Below are 17,176 nucleotides of genomic sequence, written 5' to 3'. Positions count from 1 at the left end.
CGATGAAAGTCGTAAGGTTGATCCGGCACGCGGAGAGCGCTGCAAACGCGGGCCTTGCCACTTCAGCGCCGGATTCAATTCCACTGACTGAAAAAGGCCAGTTTCAAGCTCGAGCGTTTGCTGACTCCATCACTTCCGCACCCGACCTGATCATCTCCTCCCCCTTCGAACGCGCCATCGCAACCGCCCTAACAACCACCGAACGCTTCTCTCAAGCTACATTCGAAATCTGGCCCGTTGAAGAATTTACGTATTTGAGCCAAAACCGCTTCGCCGGCACTACACAGGCCGACCGAAAACCACATGCAGTAAGCTACTGGGGGAACGGTGACGCAGAGATTATTCATGGGCCTGGCGCTGAGTCGTTCGATCATCTACTCGGGCGCGCAGATGCGATGCTGACCAGGATTGCTGATCATGATGCCCAGGAAATACTGGTCTTTAGCCATGGCCAATTCATCAGAGCAGTAGCTTGGCTGATCAAGCATGGAGGCCACGCTAGTTCATACGACCTAATGCGTGAATTCCGAGCCCTCGATGTGAGGGAACCGTTTAGAAATTGTTCGAGTTATCAACTTGTGTTGAGCTGCGGTGGATGGGCAGTTGAAGGCCTGATCGACTCATCTGGCCAAGAGAAATTTATCGACGAGTTCTGCACAAAATAGCGTTTTCGGCGGCACGGTTTTAGCCAAGCATCGCTGTCTCGCCAGCAAGCCCGAAAGCTTCGGTGTAACGTAATTTTGTGCATCGTAACAATTGCTGCGTTACACATGAGAAAAGTGGGTTACGAGCCAATGGATTCAGTGTTTAGAGCTCAAAACTGTCATTCAAATCCGACTGCGTAGCTGGCTAGCTGACACAATATTGGGCTCTTTCCTTACGAATGAAGCCTCTGATGTCCAAGCATGAGTGGGCTCGACGCATATACTTCCTCGCGTAGATGCTGCGCTGGGCCCGATCTGCAACATGGCCTGACGACCATCATACTCAGCACGCTTTTCGACACCGGTGTAGCTGGCATCGCTTCGGACAGAGCATTCCGCATCGTGCGGTAGATTTTCGACCTGGGTAGCGACGATTTTGATTTGCAGTCGTGATTGACCGTAACTGATGGTTCATATGAGTCGGGGTGACGTTTTCGGAGCTAGCTACATCGCGCCGAAGGATGAGTCGCTTGGGAGGCTGAATACGCAACCAACTTCGTCCTGGACGATCTCACTGCGAAGTGACGGCGCACCTGGCGAACGCATCGCTCCTCGTCCCGTCAACTTCTGCATCCAGCCTGCAGGTCGTCCCATAAACACCTCGATCAAAGGTGTTGCGACGACCGGTTGAATCCGCCCTGCGACCCTTGATCCGAGTGAAACAGCAGTCCCTGAGGTCTTCCTCGTTGCTCGTAAGCCATATCCAGCGCCTTGATAACCAGATCGGCGTCCGGCTTTCCGACAACGCCCAGCCCACCACCCGGCGCGTGCAAAGATCCAGCACGACAGCCAGGTAATGCCATTTCCCCTGGGCCCAGATGTAGGTGATGTCGCCGCACCACACCTGGTTGGGTGCCGGAACATCGAACTCCCGATTCAAGATGTTCGGGATATCCAACCGTTCAACCGTCGCTCATTTATAGGCATGTGATCCGGGCTGTTTACTGACGAGGTCAAGCTCGCGCATCAGGCTGCGCACTTTGAATCGACCGAGCTGCTCACCGTCGTCACGCATCAATGAAAGAATGCTACGACTGCCGGCAGCACTGCGACTTTGCGAGAACAGCTCGCTCACCCGGCTGCGCAACCGAAGCCGTTCCACATCAGGCGTTCGGCGCCTATGGCGCTGGGCGTAGTAGCACGAACGGGTGACTTTAAACACCTTGCACAGCCAATCAATCGGCTCATGGACGCTCAGCTGATTGATCAGCGAGTACGCTCGTGATCTTCCGACATCAAGAGCGCGGTAGCCTATTTTAATATTGATTTTTCCCGTTCAAGGCGGGCGATCCGGACTTCCAGCTCCTGGATTTTCTGCTGTTCGGGAGTCAGCGCTTTGCTCTGCGGAGTGACCCTTGGCGCTCCTGCTGAACCTGATCGACCCAGCGGCGCAGGGCCGACTCGCCGACGCCGAGTGAACGGCTGGCTTCGATGTAGCTGTAGTTTTGCTTGAACACGAGGTCGGCAGCCTCGCGTTTGAATTCAGCAGAAAAGGAACGGCGTTGTTTGGTCATCTGACACCTCGATCTGGCGAGCATTCTCGCCTAAATGGGTGTCTGGTTTCATTAGACCACTACAGACCTTGCCACTCTCTTTTTCATCCCACGCCCTCATGCGAATTTCTTTAAGGCTGGCCTCCTCCCTCTTTCGTAGGGCCAAGCGGTTTTTATCGTGATCATTTTCGGACTGCCGAACACAAAGCCTCCACATCGTCGGAAAACCGGGCGTCGATCTGTATTGCGAAACAAAAAATTTATAAAAACTTATAAATAATTGTTATATATCAAATAGTTACAATAATTATCCAGACAAAAATGCAGTTGGTACAGATCCTGCTCTCCTTCAAGACCCCACGGCATTCAGATCTGCCCGGGGTGTTTCTAGATGAACCTGCATCAGCATCGTCATTACAACTAGAGAGAACAATAATGAAATCTGCTTTCAATACCTTTGTTCCGGGCGCCTTGGCCCTCCTGCTGCTACTCCCTACCGCACTTCAAGCAAAAGAAGTCGAAACCAAACAAAAACTGGCTAACGTTGTGATCCTCGCTACCGGCGGGACTATCGCCGGCGCAGGCGCCAGTGCCGCCAACAGCGCCACTTATCAAGCGGCCAAAGTGGGTATCGATCAGTTGATTGCTGGCGTTCCCGAGCTGAGTCAATTGGCCAATGTGCGTGGCGAACAAGTCATGCAAATCGCGTCGGAAAGCATCACCAACGAAAACCTGCTGCAACTGGGTCGCCGCGTCGCGGAACTGGCCGACAGTAAAGACGTCGATGGCATCGTGATTACTCACGGTACCGACACCCTGGAGGAGACTGCATACTTCCTTAACCTGGTGGAAAAAACCGACAAGCCAATCGTGGTCGTTGGCTCGATGCGCCCTGGCACCGCCATGTCTGCCGACGGTATGCTGAACCTGTACAACGCCGTCGCGGTCGCCAGCAGCAAAGATGCGCATGGCAAAGGTGTACTGGTCACCATGAACGACGAGATCCAGTCGGGTCGTGATGTGAGCAAGATGATCAACATCAAGACTGAAGCCTTCAAAAGCGCCTGGGGCCCGCTGGGTATGGTGGTCGAAGGCAAATCCTATTGGTTCCGCCTGCCAGCCAAGCGCCACACCATGGACTCTGAATTCGACATCAAAACCATCAAGAGCCTGCCTGACGTCGAAATTGCTTACTCCTATGGCAATGTCAGCGACACCGCTTACAAGGCCCTGGCTCAATCTGGCGCTAAAGCCATCATCCATGCCGGCACTGGCAATGGCTCGGTCTCTTCGCGCGTCGTCCCATCCTTGCAGGCGTTGCGTAAGGATGGCGTACAGATCATTCGTTCTTCCCACGTCAATGCCGGTGGTTTTGTACTGCGTAACGCAGAGCAGCCTGATGACAAATACGACTGGGTCGTTGCCCATGACCTGAACCCGCAAAAAGCGCGCATCCTGGCGATGGTTGCTCTGACCAAGACTCAGGACAGCAAAGAACTGCAACGGATGTTCTGGGAATACTGATTCACCTCGTCCGACCTGATCAGGTCGGGCACCCGTTAGCGCATCAGTACTAATAACCAGCCGACTGGTAATCCCAACCGACAGCACATCATTTGTTTGGGTACAAGGAGAGAAGACCCATGAGCACCCCGCTCCGCATCAACGAAGCACTTTTGATTGCCGGCCACGCATTCGAACCTTTTCAATGCGTCGCTTGGGCTCCGCAAGACGGTAATGGCGAACTGAGCCTGACCGTCATCGACCGGGCCAACACTCGTATTGGCCGCAAACAGATTCCAAGCAGTGCCTATTCCGACCCGGCGCAGCTGGAAAGCCTGCTGGAAGAGGTGCGCGCCGAGTTGAGCCAGGAGGGCTACAAGCTGCAATCCTGGACAATGCCAGAGTAAGCATTCTCGCGGATCGCTACCGGTGATCCGCGTAATACTCCATTCCAAATCCGGATATACCGCCTTCGTCACGTTCGTTTTAGCGCTTGAGCGATTTTTGATACTCGATGCCTGCCCTGAAGGCATGCCAGAAGAGCATTTTCACCTACGAGTGCGGCGACGTTTCTTGCCCGAGCCGGCCTGCCAACACAACAGCGCAGGTTGAGCCAAAAAAAATAACAACAGATCAATAAAAAGGGTACTGCAATGAACGACATGCGAGTGTCCCATCAACCCATAGCCTGTCTAAACCTGGCTCTTGAGCGTAACAACCAGCTTTTCAGCGAAGCCCATAGCTTGAGCTGCGCCGCCCTGAATATTCTTGATCGGCCCTACCTGGATGCGGAAGCTTTCAGCCAGTACCAAGAAAAGCGACGACATGCCGATCTTAAATTCCATGACGCCATCGAGCACTTGCGATTGCTCATGACGCAATACCACATCCCCCCGGCCACCCAACATTCCCAACACATAAGGCCGCCGATTTCGCTGGAGCGGTAAAGGATGTCTGGTTTAACAGGGAGATGGGGTCGTCATGTACAGAATGAGTTCAGGCTATGCCAGGGTGCTGGTGAATACGCTTTCGGCGCAAGGACTGGATGTCGACAGTCTGTGCCAGGAGGCTGGACTTGATATAAAGCGCGCAGATATACCGGGATCATTCTACGAACGAAGCACTGTCTACCGCCTATGGGATCTGGCGGCTCAGGCCTCCAGCGATCCGAACATTGGTTTGAAGGCCTACGAGAATTTCCATCCGGACATTTTTCAGATCGTTGGCTACACCATGATGTCCAGCTTGAACCTGAAAAAGGCATTCGAACGACTGGTTCATTTCAGCCCGTTGATCAGCACTGGATTCAGCCTGTTTTTTGTCCAGGAACAACAGCATTACCGCCTGGCCGCGCTCGATCATCATCAGCGCGGTTCGATCAAGCCCCGACAGTACACCGATGCCAGCCTCGGATCGCTGCTGGGTATCTGTCGCTGGCTGAGCGGTGGCAAATCGCTGCAACCGCTGAGTGTGGAGTTCAGCTATCCCCAACCGGAAGACATCTGCGAGCATCAACGGCTGTTTGGCTATGAGCTGCGTTTCGGGGCGGCCTATGACAGCATCCTGTTCGATGGCCAGGAGCTGCTGCGTCCATTGAGCATGGCCAACGAGGCGCTGGCCATGCTCCATGACAGCTTTGCCAAAGCTCAGCTGGAGCTGTTGTACGGCATCACCATCGTATGCAGGATTCGTGCGCTGATCACCGAGCGCCTGAGTCAGCCGCAAGCGCAGGGCCAGTGTGATATGGAATCGATTGCGGCCGCGCTGAATATCAGCAAGCGAACGCTGCAACGGGCACTGGAGAAGGATGGCACGCAATTCAAGGATGTCCTGAACGATGTGCGTCGGGAGTTGGCCGACTTCTACCTACGTCATTCCCATTTCAATATGAAGCACGTGACTTACCTGCTCGGCTTTCACGACCACAGCAGTTTCCACAAGGCTTGCCTGCGCTGGTTCGGCATGACGCCAGGTCAGTATCGAGCCAACGATTCGTCACTTGAGGCCAGGGAAACCAAGACCCGTCTAGCCGGCTAAGGAATGCGTTACACCTTGGGCACCGTCCTGCTCATTTTGGTTTAGTCCCACTACTCCATTCGGTCGTTTTGCTCGTTCAGGGCTGCAGGGTCGGGCGCCGATGTCGGATAGCTTGGCGCCGGTGCTGCGTATTTCCCAACGCTGGGTCGATTTCGGTCAGTCGTGACGGCAGGAATCGGCAAAAGCGGTCATTCACTAACGCATGCCGAGGGGTATTTACTCCTGATTTACACCTATTGTGCTGAACGCTCCGCCACCATCCGCGCCCCAAGCTCCCGCCCAGCATCCTGCGCCAGTCCACGGTCAGTGAAAGTCTGGTGACCGGCCACAACCGGAATCACTACCTCATCAACGCGCTTCACCTCGAGGTTGATCCGCCAGACCTCCTGGCCTGTTGGCGCTGCTTGAAAACTGCCCCACCTTGCCGATGGAAATTTGACCCAGGGCGGATTGCTGGATTTGCATCAGCAATTGCGAATTAGCTTAGCAGCCGCGTGGTGGTGACAAGGGGCGTGGAGCCCCCACCGTTATGTTGACAGCTTCGTATCGCTTCGGTATGCCTCGGTTAGGCGATAGAAATCAGGGCGGCCAACAGTACGAAGACGGATCTGCGCCGTGCCGGCATTGAACCTTGGGCATGGGTGATCAACAACAGCATCGCAGCCTCCAGGACTCAATCACCATTACTTCGTAAGCGACATTGATCAACGTAGCCTTCATTGGAGGCCAAAGCGGATCGCCCGCGCCGAGATGTTTGCTCGTACTATCCCTACAAAATGCGTACTGAATTGCCTAATGCGTCGAAGTCTACGTTGCAACGCGTCACCAGGACAGCAAGACCATCGCCTTGGCCAGAAACAGGATGCCGAGCACGTGCACCAGCACACTGATGTGAATCCGCCGTGATCGCAGCGCCGTCATGCGCCCCGTTCGCATCAGGTAAACCACATAGCTGAATTGGCCGAGAATACTCAGGGCCAGGCCGATTTTCAGCGCCAGCAAGGTGCCAAAGCTGCTGGCCAAAGGATCGTGCAGCACCGCTCGATACTGCCATGCCAATCCCAAGCCTGCGCCGAATAGCGCCAGCACTACCCAGTGCATGACACGGCGCGCCCGTACGCCCAAAGCCTTCGACAGCAGCTCGCGAGGCGCCTGATCCAGCTGGCGGGCTGCAGGATAGAGGATCATCACCTCGAAGAACACGCCGCCAATGAAGAAAGCCGCCGCCGTCAAATGAATGAACTTCAACAACAGATAACTCATACCTTCTCCATCAACCTGGATGCCTCGCTGGATCACCCGCTGGCTTGGGCAGCCTCGGGTTCGATCGCGCTGCTGTTGCGGTTGCGCACAGCATCGGCAATGCGCGCCATCGGGCCTTGCAACATCGCCTTGACTTCTGCGCTGGCGCCGATGTGCTCCAGGGCAAGATCCATACACAGTAGCCATTGATCGCGCTCGCGCGAACCGATGGCATAGGGTTGGTGCGACTTGGTCATGCACATTGTGCCGTGACGCAGCTGATACAAAGGCGGCCCGCCCATCCAGCCGGACAGGTATTCGTACAGCTTTTCCTTGATGGGCCCGAGATCGCTGCCGTGCATGCGGCGGATATCGGCAGCCTCTGGCTGCGTGTCCATGATTGCGTAGAACGCCTCGCACAGCGCGCGTACGCCGGCTGCGCCACCGAGCAGTTGATAGGGATTGGTCATGTTGCGCGCCTTGGAATGGGTCTCGCACGGATAGTAACGTGGCGATAGGGGCGCCTTTTGATACAGGTCATGTTCTTGAATCAATCGTGGCGGGCCGACTGTGGAGTGACTCGCCCAGGGCATGTGAATACTTGGAGTCGAACCGGGCTTAAGCCCGAAGGAGCGATAGGCAAAGTAGCTTTAGCTCCGCAGCCCAACAAGTCGCCTAGCCGCATAGCCACGTACCATCATGCTCAGTCGGTTCAGGAGATCCCTACTACCAAAGGCAGTAGCTCATCACAGTACAGCCATACAGAGACACGCTCTCAGCGCCTCCGAAGCTGCCAGATTGAACAGACCCCGCTTCCCTAGAGACCTCCGAGCTTCACAATTGAGGCTATTAGAAGGTGCCATGAGCAACCAGCTCCGGGACAAACCACACTGTTCAATTCTGAGCCTGTCAGGTTCTACCCGATTTCCAACCAGATCCCAAAGCATGGATTTTTGAAAACCAGCATCCATCACCTTCTGGACTGGGACCGTCACAGGTCGGGGGATGAGGCAACTGAGGACCGCGGGGAAACTAGATCTATGAACATCAATCTATGAACAGTTGCGTTCATTTCGGGAACACTGAGCCGGTAATCTCCGCCTCGTGAGCTGCCTATGAACATCTGACATCGCCCACTTGTATAATCAGGTATTTCTCACAGCGACTTGGACTCGTTGACGTCGGCTCATGTATTTCTCGGATGCGGCCGCCTAGGGGCCACGCCATCAGTTGGTTGCGAGCTGAGCCACTTCGCTGGACGTAACTAGCGTTTTCAGCGACGCATCGAATTGTTTCAGGGCATCTACTTGCAAGTCACGTTGCTGGTCAATTTGTGCGGCAATCTCCGGAGCCGCTTTGCCATGAACCCAGACCGAAGGCATTTGTTGTTCACGCGAACCTTCAGCCTTGCCGATGTATTGCAGGTTCGAGTCGTAGAACTTGGCCATGAATCGCGCTTCAACCTGGTTGTTGCGCTTCGACACCAGACGGCTGTACGTGTCCAACATCACCACCACGTCAGGATGCGCTTGCACCAGCGCATCGAGGTTGTTGTAGACGGTCACCGAGGCGAACTCTTTCTGTAGCGAACCCATGAGCCAGTTGATCGCCAGTTTCGGATCGGAGCTGTTGACGAAGGCGTTGCCGATGCGCGAATCCAGTGCGGGGTTCTTCGCGCCGTTAAGCGCTACAGAGTGGTACTGCTCCAGGTATTCGAGAGTGTTGACGGTGTTTTCGCTGTAGAGCACGCCCACCGATTGGGCATGCTGCAGGCCAGTGGTGCTATCCGCCATCGGCAAAAAATGGCAGGACTGCGGGTCGCCAGCATAGGCCGGTGCGGTGACGGCAAAACCGGCGGTCAATACCGCGACAAGGGCAAGCCAGGTTGAAATTCTCATCGCGCAGTTCCTTCAGAAGCGGCTTCGGTATAGCGCCATCCTCCGCCTTTTCCGGCAAAACAGAACTTGCATTCCTTGATGATAACTATCGACTGAACGAATGGTGGAAAGCGGTGCCCGCCTGTGTCAGACCATACGCTGCCCTCCTCCACGGACGAATCACTATGTCGAATGCAGACTTACTCCGTTCCCCTCTCTTCAAGATCAATCAGAACCAGCTAGCCCTCGAAACTGCGATTGTGGGAGCTCACGCCGTGGGTCGAACAACGTGGTTCAGCGAAGGTTACTGGCAATGTTCGTGGTGAGATCTACAACGGCCTTATGCCGGTTGAGATCGATGGCTCGCAGTCCAACCTCATGGGCATAGTCACAGCTCGTCGGAATAGCACGTTTGCGCACTTGCATGTGGGAGATCACCTGCTTAACTCTGAACCTCTGGTCAGTCAGTGACTCATTAGTCACTGCACCCGTATTGGCGTCCTCGCACCATTATTGTCTGTGCTGTCAGCAGGCTGTACCGGAGGAACCTTGTGCGTTGACGCATGAAAATCGCCTTAAGTTATTAAGGTATTTGCCTGGCACTTCACTGTCAGGCCCACGTGTTCTGCTTTCTGCGATAAAGCCCTATGGGCAGTCGCTCGCGCTGTGCGCTTAGTCCAATTTTTTCAAGGAAGAAAATGACATGATGCCGAAAACTGCCATCGTCGAGATATGCAAAAAGTACAAGGTTTATACCGAGCACTATCTCAACGCCGCCGCTGACAAGACCATCATTCTGGTCAACGGCTCGCTGGCAACTACCGCATCCTTTGCCCAAACGGTGCGTTACCTGCAGCCTCGATTCAATGTGGTTCTCTACGACCAGCCCTACGCCGGTGAGTCGAGACTACACAACCTCCATGGCAAACCGATCCGAAAGGAAGACGAAGCAGAGATACTGCTGGAATTGATCGAACACTTTTCCGTGCACCATGTGCTGTCCTTTTCCTGGGGCGGGGCGGCTACCTTGCTGGCACTGGCCCAGCGGCCACGACGAATCGAGAAGGCGGTGATCAATTCATTCGCAGCGCGGATCAATACGCCGATGCGCGATTATCTGGAGAGCGGCCTGAATTTTCTCCAGGCCTGCGATCGCCTCAATGTCGGACGCTTGATCAACAGCACTATCGGCAAGCACCTGCCATCGTTGTTCAAACGTTTTAATTACCGCCATGTCAGCAGCCTGGCCGAACACGAATACAGGCAGATGCATTTCCACGTCAATGAGGTGCTGACCCAGGACACCCACTGCTACGTCGCCTGTGCCGCAGCTATCGAAGTCCCGCTGCTGTTTGTCAACGGCGAATGGGATGAGTACACCTCGGTGGAAGATGCCCGCCTTTTTGCCGGTCATGCCCGTCAGTCCCAGTTCCATACAATCAAGAACGCCGGGCACTTCCTCGATATGGAGCACCAGACGGCCTGGCACGATACCCAGCAGGCCTTACTCAGCTTTCTGCAGCCGGCCTCCAGCCTTGTCAAACCGAAGAGCTCGCCACCGTTGGGTAGCCGGCACCGCTACGCAGCCAGTGACCGTATCTTTAGTCGCAGTGCGGCGCATAGCCACTTGCCCCGCTAGCATGGCTCGAGGTTGACTCGCGCGCGGGCGGTTTGGCGCGCCTTGGTACAAGTCCTTTCTGTTTAGCTCTATGACGACGCGAATCATATGGCCGGAATGTTTCGTCAGTGTTTCAGTTGCACGAACTGGTTTTAAATCACCGGCTGGGGCTGGTTTTATGCTTGTAGCGCCGATCCGTATGAAGCTAAAGCGCTACCATCAAGCCGGGCCTTGCCCGAATGAGCGATTACAACAATCAACATCAGGTGCTACCGCTGACTGAGGCACGCAACGAAGCTCAAGCGAGCCCTTCCCTCTCCGGTCAACCGATAAGGTCGAGAACACTTGTCGTGTCTACCCTCAGTCCAAGTCCACAGAGGCAGGAAACGCGACGATGTCATTCTGCATTCAACCAGGTCGTGAAATACCGTGATGACGCAGTTTGCGATAGAGGGTATTGCGGCTGATCCCCAGGCGAGCGGCAACATGGGCGATATGCCAGTGTTCCGCCTCAATCAACGTGAGCAGCGTCTGCCGCTCGGATACGCCCAACGGATTTTCGGCCAGCGCGGCTGTCGCTGGCGCTGCCGGCAGCAACTCCGTCAAGTCGTCTAAAGTGACACGCCCCTCCAACGCCAACGCTACCAGTGTGCGCAGACACGTACGCAGCTGCCGGACATTGCCCGGCCAAGGCTGCGCCAGCAAGCGCTCTCTGACGCCCGCCTCTAGCCGAATCCTGATCCCTGCTGCCTCCTCGCGCAGCAATAGGTCGAGCAAATGCCCCTTGTCTGATCGTTCACGCAGCGGTGGGAGCTGCACGGCGAACCCGGCAACGCGGTAGAACAGATCCTCGCGCAAGCGCCCTTCGGCCACGCAGGCGTGCAGATCCTGGTGGCTGGCACTGATGAGGCGAACATCGAGCGGACGTGTCGTCGAGCCGCCTAAGGGCACCACCTGACGCTCCTCCAACACGCGCAGCAGGCGAGTCTGTAAAGCCAGTGGCATATCGGCGATCTCATCAAGAAATAGTATGCCGCCGTGGGCCTGTTCCAGCTTACCGATCATCCCGTCTTTACGTGCACCGGTGAAGCTGCCGCCGCGATAGCCGAACAGCTCGCTTTCGATCAGCGTTTCTGGAATGGCTGCGCAATTGATCGCCACAAACGGCTGGTTCGCTCGGGTGCTGGCGCGGTGCAGAGCCGCAGCAAAAGCTTCTTTGCCGGTACCGGTTTCGCCCTGTAAAAACACCGGAACGTCACGCTCCAAAACACGTAATGCGCGAGCAAAGCCGCGTTGCAGGCGTGGGTCTTCCAAGCACACGTGCACGTCGTTGATTTTGGGAGTCGCGGGAATGACCAAGGGCGCCTGGTGCGCGGGTTCTCGCAGTTGCCCGTAGAACTGGCGTCCGTCCACCAGCCGCACTGGCCAACAGACACTCGGCTGAGAACTGGCCTGACTCATCACCTGCTCAATAGGTGTTTCCAACAGCATTGTTAGAGACTGGCCGATCACTTGATCACGGCTGAGGCCAAACAGATCCAGCGCAGCATGATTGACTGAGCAAATACGGGCACTCTCGTCGAAACTGAGCAGACCTTCACCCAGCAGCCCAACGAAGCCTGCCTCTGGGTGGAAGCGCAGCAAATATCGCTGCGGATCATGTCCCAAGAAAAAACAGCTCTCTATTAACTTGGCTGACAGGTTGGTCAATGCCATGGCCTGGAAGTGTTGCTGAAGGCTCTGGTCATCCCTTACAGAAGAGAGGTTGAGCACGGCTAGTAACTCTCCACTCGCATCAAATATCGGGCTAGCCGAACAGGTCAGACCGACGTGCTTGCCACGGAAATGCTCATCACGACGGATGGTTACGTGCTGTCGCTCGACCAAGCAGGTGCCGACACCGTTGGTACCTTCGCAATCTTCACTCCATACCGAGCCGAGCCACAGCCCGGAACGCTGAAATTCGGCTCGTTCGGATTCGTTAAACACACTGTCGATCGCCACACCGAAAGCATCGGTGAGTAGCACCACGTGGCCATCACGTCCGAGTTGTTGGTGCAAGTTACTCATCTGCCAATGCGCTACAGCGATGATGTGTTCCAGTGGCGCGCGGTGATCCTGCAAGCGTGGATGCTCAACCACGTTAGGTGCGCGGCGACTGGCAGGATCGAGCTGATACTGATCCAGGCACCGGCGCCAAGATCGTGTGATGGCACGGTCAGTAATAGGGCCGTGATTGGCGTCAGTGCCCTGCACGGCTTGCAGCACTTGCTGTGCATGGGCGTTGATCAAGGCCGGCTTCATTATTCTTGTTCTCCGTTACGGTCAGGACACGGGTCTGTTCGCAGCTTATATGAAAAGATCGCAACCAGCGCTTTTTGCACCGAGTGACACTCTGTCATCCACCATTTCCAGAATAGTGACAGATCTCCGAATCCAGGCCTGAGCAATACTGCAGCAGCCGCTCTGCAATGGGGCTTTCGCGAAGGTGGCCCGAGCCTTGCTCTGGGGCAAATTGTACAAAAACAACAAGATCGGAGAAGCCCCATGAACATCGCTGTTGAAACACCCCTGCACACGCCAACTGCTCAGCTCGCGGCTTGGATCGAAAACCTCGGCGAGCGTCTCGCCCAACGTGATTTGAACGGCGCACTGGAACTGTTTGCCGAAGAGTGTCACTGGCGTGACCTACTACTTTTCAGCTGGAACTTAGTGACCTTGGAAGGCAAGCCTGCCATCCGAGACATGCTTGAAACACGCCTAGACCAGACTCGTCCTGAGCTATGGAAACTGGAAGGTGAGGCGACGCTGAATAATGGTGTGCTCGAAGGCTGGATCAGCCTGGAAACCGATGCGGCGCGAGGTAAAGGCTACGTGCGCCTAAAGGAGGGCCTGTGCTGGACGCTGTTGACGACCATGCGCGAGCTCAAAGGCTTTGAAGAACCCCGTGGCCGCCGTCGTCCAATGGGTGCCAGTCATGGTCACGCCCACGCCGACAAACGCAACTGGCTAGAGCGCCGTCGCGATGAAGAAGCTTCGCTAGGCATCACCACCCAACCTTACTGCCTGATCGTGGGCGGCGGCCAGGGTGGGCTGGGGCTCGCTGCGCGGCTCAAGCGAATGGGCGTGCCAACTTTGATCGTCGACAAAGCCGAACGTCCTGGCGATCAGTGGCGCGGTCGCTACAAGTCGCTGTGCCTGCACGACCCTGTCTGGTACGACCATATGCCCTACCTGCCCTTCCCCGATCACTGGCCTGTCTTCACCCCAAAAGACCAAATTGGCGACTGGCTGGAAATGTACACCAAAGTCATGGAGCTCAATTATTGGCCGCGTACAGAATGCGTGAGCGCCAGCTTTGACGAGCAAAGTGGCACCTGGAAGGTTGAAGTGCAGCGCGAGGGCGAGCGTGTGACTTTACAGCCTACCCAGTTGATCCTGGCCACCGGCATGTCTGGCGTACCCAATGTTCCCAGTTATCCGGGTGCCGAGGTTTTCAATGGCCAGCAGCATCATTCCAGCCGCCATCCCGGAGGAGACGCCTGGAGCGGCAAGCGCGCGGTGGTCATCGGTGCGAACAATTCGGCTCACGATATCTGCGCCGACTTGGTGGAGAACGGCGCCGAGGTGACCATGGTGCAACGCTCCAGCACCCACATCGTGCGTTCCGACAGTTTAATGGATCTCGTCTTCGGCGGGCTCTACTCTGAAGACGCCCTGGAGACGGGTTTGACCACGGACAAGGCCGACATGCTGTTCGCCTCGATCCCCTACAAGGTTATGCCAAGCTTTCATCAACCCATCTTTGACGCGATCAAGGAGCGTGACAAGGACTTCTACGAGCGCTTGGCCAAGGCCGGCTTCATGCTCGATTTCGGTGACGACGAGTCTGGCCTTTTCATGAAGTATGTACGCCGTGGTTCTGGTTACTACATCGACGTCGGCGCCTCCGAACTGATCGCTAACGGCACGATCAAGCTCAAGAGCGCGCCTGGCCTGGGTGTCGAACGCATCGAAGCAGATGCCGTCGTACTCAACGATGGCAGCCGACTACCGGCGGATCTGATCGTCTATGCCACGGGCTATGGCTCAATGAATGGTTGGGCGGCGAAGCTGATTTCCCAGGAAGTAGCTGACAAGGTCGGCCGCTGCTGGGGCTTGGGTTCTGGAACCACGAATGATCCTGGCCCGTACGAGGGCGAACTGCGGAACATGTGGAAGCCAACACAGCAGGAAAACCTCTGGTTCCACGGTGGCAACCTGCATCAGTCACGGCATTATTCGCTGTATCTGGCGCTGCAGCTAAAAGCGCGCTTCGAAGGCATCGACACATCCGTCTATGGCCTTGCCGAGAGTCACCACACTGGCTGAGTCAAATGGCGCCCAGCCGTGGTTGGGCGCCTCTTCACAATGCCCCGGATGCAGCCTACCCGTAGAGATTGATGGCTGGCAGCTCACACTCTTCAATGACTGTGACACCCTGGGCTACTGCGAGTACTGCAGGTCGCCTGATGGCTGAGTCGGGACACTTGGGTTATGCCAAAGTGACGGAGCCGATCCTGTTGAACTGTTGGGTGCCTGGGAGCGTGAACAGCTCGAACGTTTGCTCGCAGCGCTCTGAGCCTTTAAGCAAAAGCACGTTACCATTGCCAACTCAAAGCAATGGAGACCACACGTGAGACAGCCACCCATGAAAATCATCATCGAAGAATGGGATGGTGACGGTGCAATCCGGATTCCCGATGAGGCACTGCAAGAGCTGGAATTGGATGTCGGCGACGCCGTGTATCTGATTGAAGAATTTGTCGGTAACACGCGATGCCTAGTCCTATCAAAAACTCCTCAGATTGCAGATCGTATAGACGAACTCACTGACGCGTGGAATGGCGAACAGCATGGAAGCGCCCAGGACAAATGAGGAATTTCCTTCACATCTACGGAGGGCCCGCAATGAAACGCGTAAGGTTGATCCGCCATGCTGAGAGCGCCGCAAATGCGGGTCTCGCCACGACAGCACCGGACTCAATACCGCTGACTGAAAAAGGCCAGCTTCAAGCTCGAGCGTTTGCCGAATCCATCACGTCCGCGCCCGACCTAATCATCTCGTCCCCCTTTGAGCGCGCTATCGCAACCGCACTACCAGCCACAGAGCGTTTCCCTCACTTCCATTCGAAAATTCCCTCACACTCTCTTTGGAGATTCTCAACACTCACCGCCACACCACCTTCAATCTGCACATCGCTTGCAATATGAGGAGTCAGGAGCACTCGAGGGTGTTTCCAGAGTGGGTTGTCTTGAGCGGGAGGCTCTTGTACCAAAACATCCAGTACAGCACCTCCCAGATGACCTTTATCCAACGCAGAAAGGGGAGTCAGCGGCAACATGTTCACATGGATGTCGCACTGCCCTAAAAATTCCTCTAATTCGTCCGGGCCGACGTAACAGCGACCACCTGGCACCTCCTTCGAAGAACGATTCCAGCCACTGAGCTGAAATCCCAATGGCTGAAGGCGATCAAGCGCGGCGCGTCCTGGGTCGGCCATGTATAGGATGCACATCGAAAACTCCCTATTCGCCTTTCAGATGCGCATAGCTATCTACGAAACGCTTAAATTTGTGTTGACCACAAGTGTACGCTTCGTACTTCGCAGGTAGAGCCTCACTCACGCAGGTTGGCACAGGCTCAACAACCGCATCGAAATCCAAATCAATAAAGAAAGGTATTGAATAGCGCTCTAGACCGCTAGTATTTATGACGCGATGCATTGTCGAGGTGTAGCGATCGTTGGTGAGGGTTTGAACTAGATCACCAATATTGACGATAAAAGTGCCTTCAACTGGTGGGGCGGTAACCCACTCCCCTGCACGGTTCCTGACTTGCAAACCGCCAACTGCATCTTGGGATAGGACCGTCAAGAAACCATAGTCCGTGTGTGCCCCAATACCGATCTCCTCTAGGGAAACCTTTCCGATCTGGGGCGGGTAACGCAAAATTCGCTGAATAGTGATGGGCTTACGCTGAAGATGTTCAAAGTAATCTTGTGGTAAACCCAAGCTCAGCGCGATCCCGCCAATAAGCATTCGCGCGAGTGCCAATACAGAGGAATGGTAATCTTCGGCAACCCTCTCAAATTGCGGCAGTACAGACGGCATTTGATTAGGACCAAAAAATGGAGAGACTTCATCATAATGAGCTCCGCAATCAAAACACTCTTTGAAATCTCGGGTATTAGCAGGATCGACGTTTTCCGCGTACATCGGTATATAACCACGTAGCGTGAGCCCGGAATTCACGATATTAAGCTTATTCTTCTCCTCATAAGGAAGCTTGAAAAAACTTTTGGTAAGCGCATACATCTCATCTATTAACTGCTGGTCAATGCCATGGTCTTTTATATAAAAAAAACCCACTTTTTCGCATGCATCACCTATTTGGCTTGCCACCTTCAGCGGATCTTCGCCATTTATGAGCGACGATATATCTATGACTGGGATTTCAGTGAAAGCTGTTTGTTTGCTAGCCAAGCGAATATCAAATAACTCTGTCACCTATTCTCTCCTTTCCAAAATATCAATGAGGCAGAAGATTAAAAAGCACGACTGTGCCCTCTTCAATTCCAATGAGTCACACCTGAACCGTCACCTATAACACCCACTTTCACGTCCGCCTCAACGAGTGCGGTTTGCCGCTGCGCGCACTTT

15 protein-coding genes and 2 pseudogenes are annotated in these 17,176 nt (G+C 55.1%); 9 read left to right on the top strand and 8 right to left on the bottom strand.

The window, feature by feature from the left end; all coding sequences use genetic code 11:
- Positions 1-2 precede the first annotated feature (2 nt).
- Positions 3-665 (top strand): histidine phosphatase family protein, encoded by a 663-nt coding sequence (locus ACM6IR_RS14430; RefSeq protein WP_414908331.1) that lies wholly within the window; start codon positions 3-5, stop codon positions 663-665.
- Between the two features lie 647 nt (positions 666-1,312).
- On the opposite strand, the pseudogene ACM6IR_RS14425 reads toward ACM6IR_RS14430, so the two are convergent.
- A pseudogene (locus ACM6IR_RS14425) lies at positions 1,313-2,218 on the bottom strand (IS3 family transposase); the annotation flags it as partial.
- 414 nt (positions 2,219-2,632) lie between these two features.
- Here ACM6IR_RS14425 and ACM6IR_RS14420 point away from each other — a divergent pair.
- Positions 2,633-3,721 (top strand): asparaginase, encoded by a 1,089-nt coding sequence (locus ACM6IR_RS14420; RefSeq protein ID WP_060540686.1) that lies wholly within the window; start codon positions 2,633-2,635, stop codon positions 3,719-3,721.
- Positions 3,722-3,840: 119 nt separating this feature from the next.
- Positions 3,841-4,107 (top strand): hypothetical protein, encoded by a 267-nt coding sequence (locus tag ACM6IR_RS14415; RefSeq protein WP_414908330.1) that lies wholly within the window; start codon positions 3,841-3,843, stop codon positions 4,105-4,107.
- 285 nt (positions 4,108-4,392) lie between these two features.
- Here the strand turns inward: ACM6IR_RS14415 and ACM6IR_RS14410 are convergent, their stop codons facing one another.
- The gene (locus ACM6IR_RS14410; RefSeq protein WP_414908329.1) at positions 4,393-4,545 is read right to left on the bottom strand and encodes a hypothetical protein; all 153 of its coding nucleotides are present in this window, start codon (positions 4,543-4,545) and stop codon (positions 4,393-4,395) included.
- Between the two features lie 136 nt (positions 4,546-4,681).
- Between ACM6IR_RS14410 and ACM6IR_RS14405 the strand changes: the two genes are divergently transcribed.
- Together ACM6IR_RS14405 and ACM6IR_RS14400 are read left to right on the top strand one after the other, a co-directional pair.
- Positions 4,682-5,737 carry an AraC family transcriptional regulator gene (locus ACM6IR_RS14405; protein ID WP_414908328.1) on the top strand — a complete coding sequence of 352 codons (1,056 nt, stop codon included), beginning with the start codon at positions 4,682-4,684 and terminating at the stop codon, positions 5,735-5,737.
- Positions 5,738-6,324: 587 nt separating this feature from the next.
- Positions 6,325-6,435 (top strand): annotated as a pseudogene (locus ACM6IR_RS14400) (arsenical pump-driving ATPase); the annotation flags it as partial.
- A gap of 124 nt (positions 6,436-6,559) precedes the next feature.
- On the opposite strand, the gene ACM6IR_RS14395 reads toward ACM6IR_RS14400, so the two are convergent.
- The 3 genes from ACM6IR_RS14395 to ACM6IR_RS14385 form a co-directional block, all read right to left on the bottom strand.
- The gene (locus ACM6IR_RS14395) at positions 6,560-7,000 is read right to left on the bottom strand and encodes a CopD family copper resistance protein (protein ID WP_414908327.1); all 441 of its coding nucleotides are present in this window, start codon (positions 6,998-7,000) and stop codon (positions 6,560-6,562) included.
- 32 nt (positions 7,001-7,032) lie between these two features.
- Entirely contained in the window at positions 7,033-7,449 is a 417-nt protein-coding gene (locus tag ACM6IR_RS14390; RefSeq protein WP_414908326.1) for a group II truncated hemoglobin, read from the bottom strand.
- Between the two features lie 756 nt (positions 7,450-8,205).
- Positions 8,206-8,877 carry an ATPase gene (locus ACM6IR_RS14385; protein WP_414908325.1) on the bottom strand — a complete coding sequence of 224 codons (672 nt, stop codon included), beginning with the start codon at positions 8,875-8,877 and terminating at the stop codon, positions 8,206-8,208.
- Positions 8,878-9,559: 682 nt separating this feature from the next.
- Between ACM6IR_RS14385 and ACM6IR_RS14380 the strand changes: the two genes are divergently transcribed.
- Positions 9,560-10,495 carry an alpha/beta fold hydrolase gene (locus ACM6IR_RS14380; RefSeq protein WP_414908324.1) on the top strand — a complete coding sequence of 312 codons (936 nt, stop codon included), beginning with the start codon at positions 9,560-9,562 and terminating at the stop codon, positions 10,493-10,495.
- Between the two features lie 387 nt (positions 10,496-10,882).
- Here ACM6IR_RS14380 and ACM6IR_RS14375 read toward each other — a convergent pair whose 3' ends face one another.
- On the bottom strand, positions 10,883-12,778 hold the full coding sequence (locus ACM6IR_RS14375) for a sigma-54-dependent Fis family transcriptional regulator (protein ID WP_414908323.1): 1,896 nt from the start codon (positions 12,776-12,778) through the stop codon (positions 10,883-10,885).
- A 243-nt stretch (positions 12,779-13,021) separates the two neighbouring features.
- Here ACM6IR_RS14375 and ACM6IR_RS14370 point away from each other — a divergent pair, with 243 nt between their 5' ends.
- The 3 genes from ACM6IR_RS14370 to ACM6IR_RS14360 all read left to right on the top strand — a co-directional run bounded on the left by ACM6IR_RS14370 (position 13,022) and on the right by ACM6IR_RS14360 (position 15,727).
- Positions 13,022-14,845, top strand: a complete 1,824-nt coding sequence (locus ACM6IR_RS14370; protein ID WP_414908322.1) for an NAD(P)-binding domain-containing protein — start codon at positions 13,022-13,024, stop codon at positions 14,843-14,845.
- 304 nt (positions 14,846-15,149) lie between these two features.
- Positions 15,150-15,392 carry an AbrB/MazE/SpoVT family DNA-binding domain-containing protein gene (locus ACM6IR_RS14365; RefSeq protein ID WP_414908321.1) on the top strand — a complete coding sequence of 81 codons (243 nt, stop codon included), beginning with the start codon at positions 15,150-15,152 and terminating at the stop codon, positions 15,390-15,392.
- Positions 15,389-15,727, top strand: a complete 339-nt coding sequence (locus ACM6IR_RS14360) for a phosphoglycerate mutase family protein (protein ID WP_414908320.1) — start codon at positions 15,389-15,391, stop codon at positions 15,725-15,727. The genes ACM6IR_RS14365 and ACM6IR_RS14360 overlap by 4 nt, the downstream gene beginning before the upstream one ends.
- On the opposite strand, the gene ACM6IR_RS14355 is transcribed toward ACM6IR_RS14360, so the two are convergent.
- Both ACM6IR_RS14355 and ACM6IR_RS14350 read right to left on the bottom strand, forming a co-directional pair.
- Positions 15,634-16,017 (bottom strand): NAD(P)-dependent oxidoreductase, encoded by a 384-nt coding sequence (locus tag ACM6IR_RS14355; protein WP_414908319.1) that lies wholly within the window; start codon positions 16,015-16,017, stop codon positions 15,634-15,636. The genes ACM6IR_RS14360 and ACM6IR_RS14355 overlap by 94 nt on opposite strands.
- Positions 16,018-16,042: 25 nt before the next feature.
- Entirely contained in the window at positions 16,043-17,023 is a 981-nt protein-coding gene (locus tag ACM6IR_RS14350; protein ID WP_414908318.1) for an isopenicillin N synthase family dioxygenase, read from the bottom strand.
- Positions 17,024-17,176 lie beyond the last annotated feature (153 nt).

It is taken from the genome of Pseudomonas sp. IT-P253, from assembly GCF_949768125.1.
GTDB lineage: Bacteria > Pseudomonadota > Gammaproteobacteria > Pseudomonadales > Pseudomonadaceae > Aquipseudomonas.
This window is presented reverse-complemented; position numbering and strand designations above follow the sequence as displayed.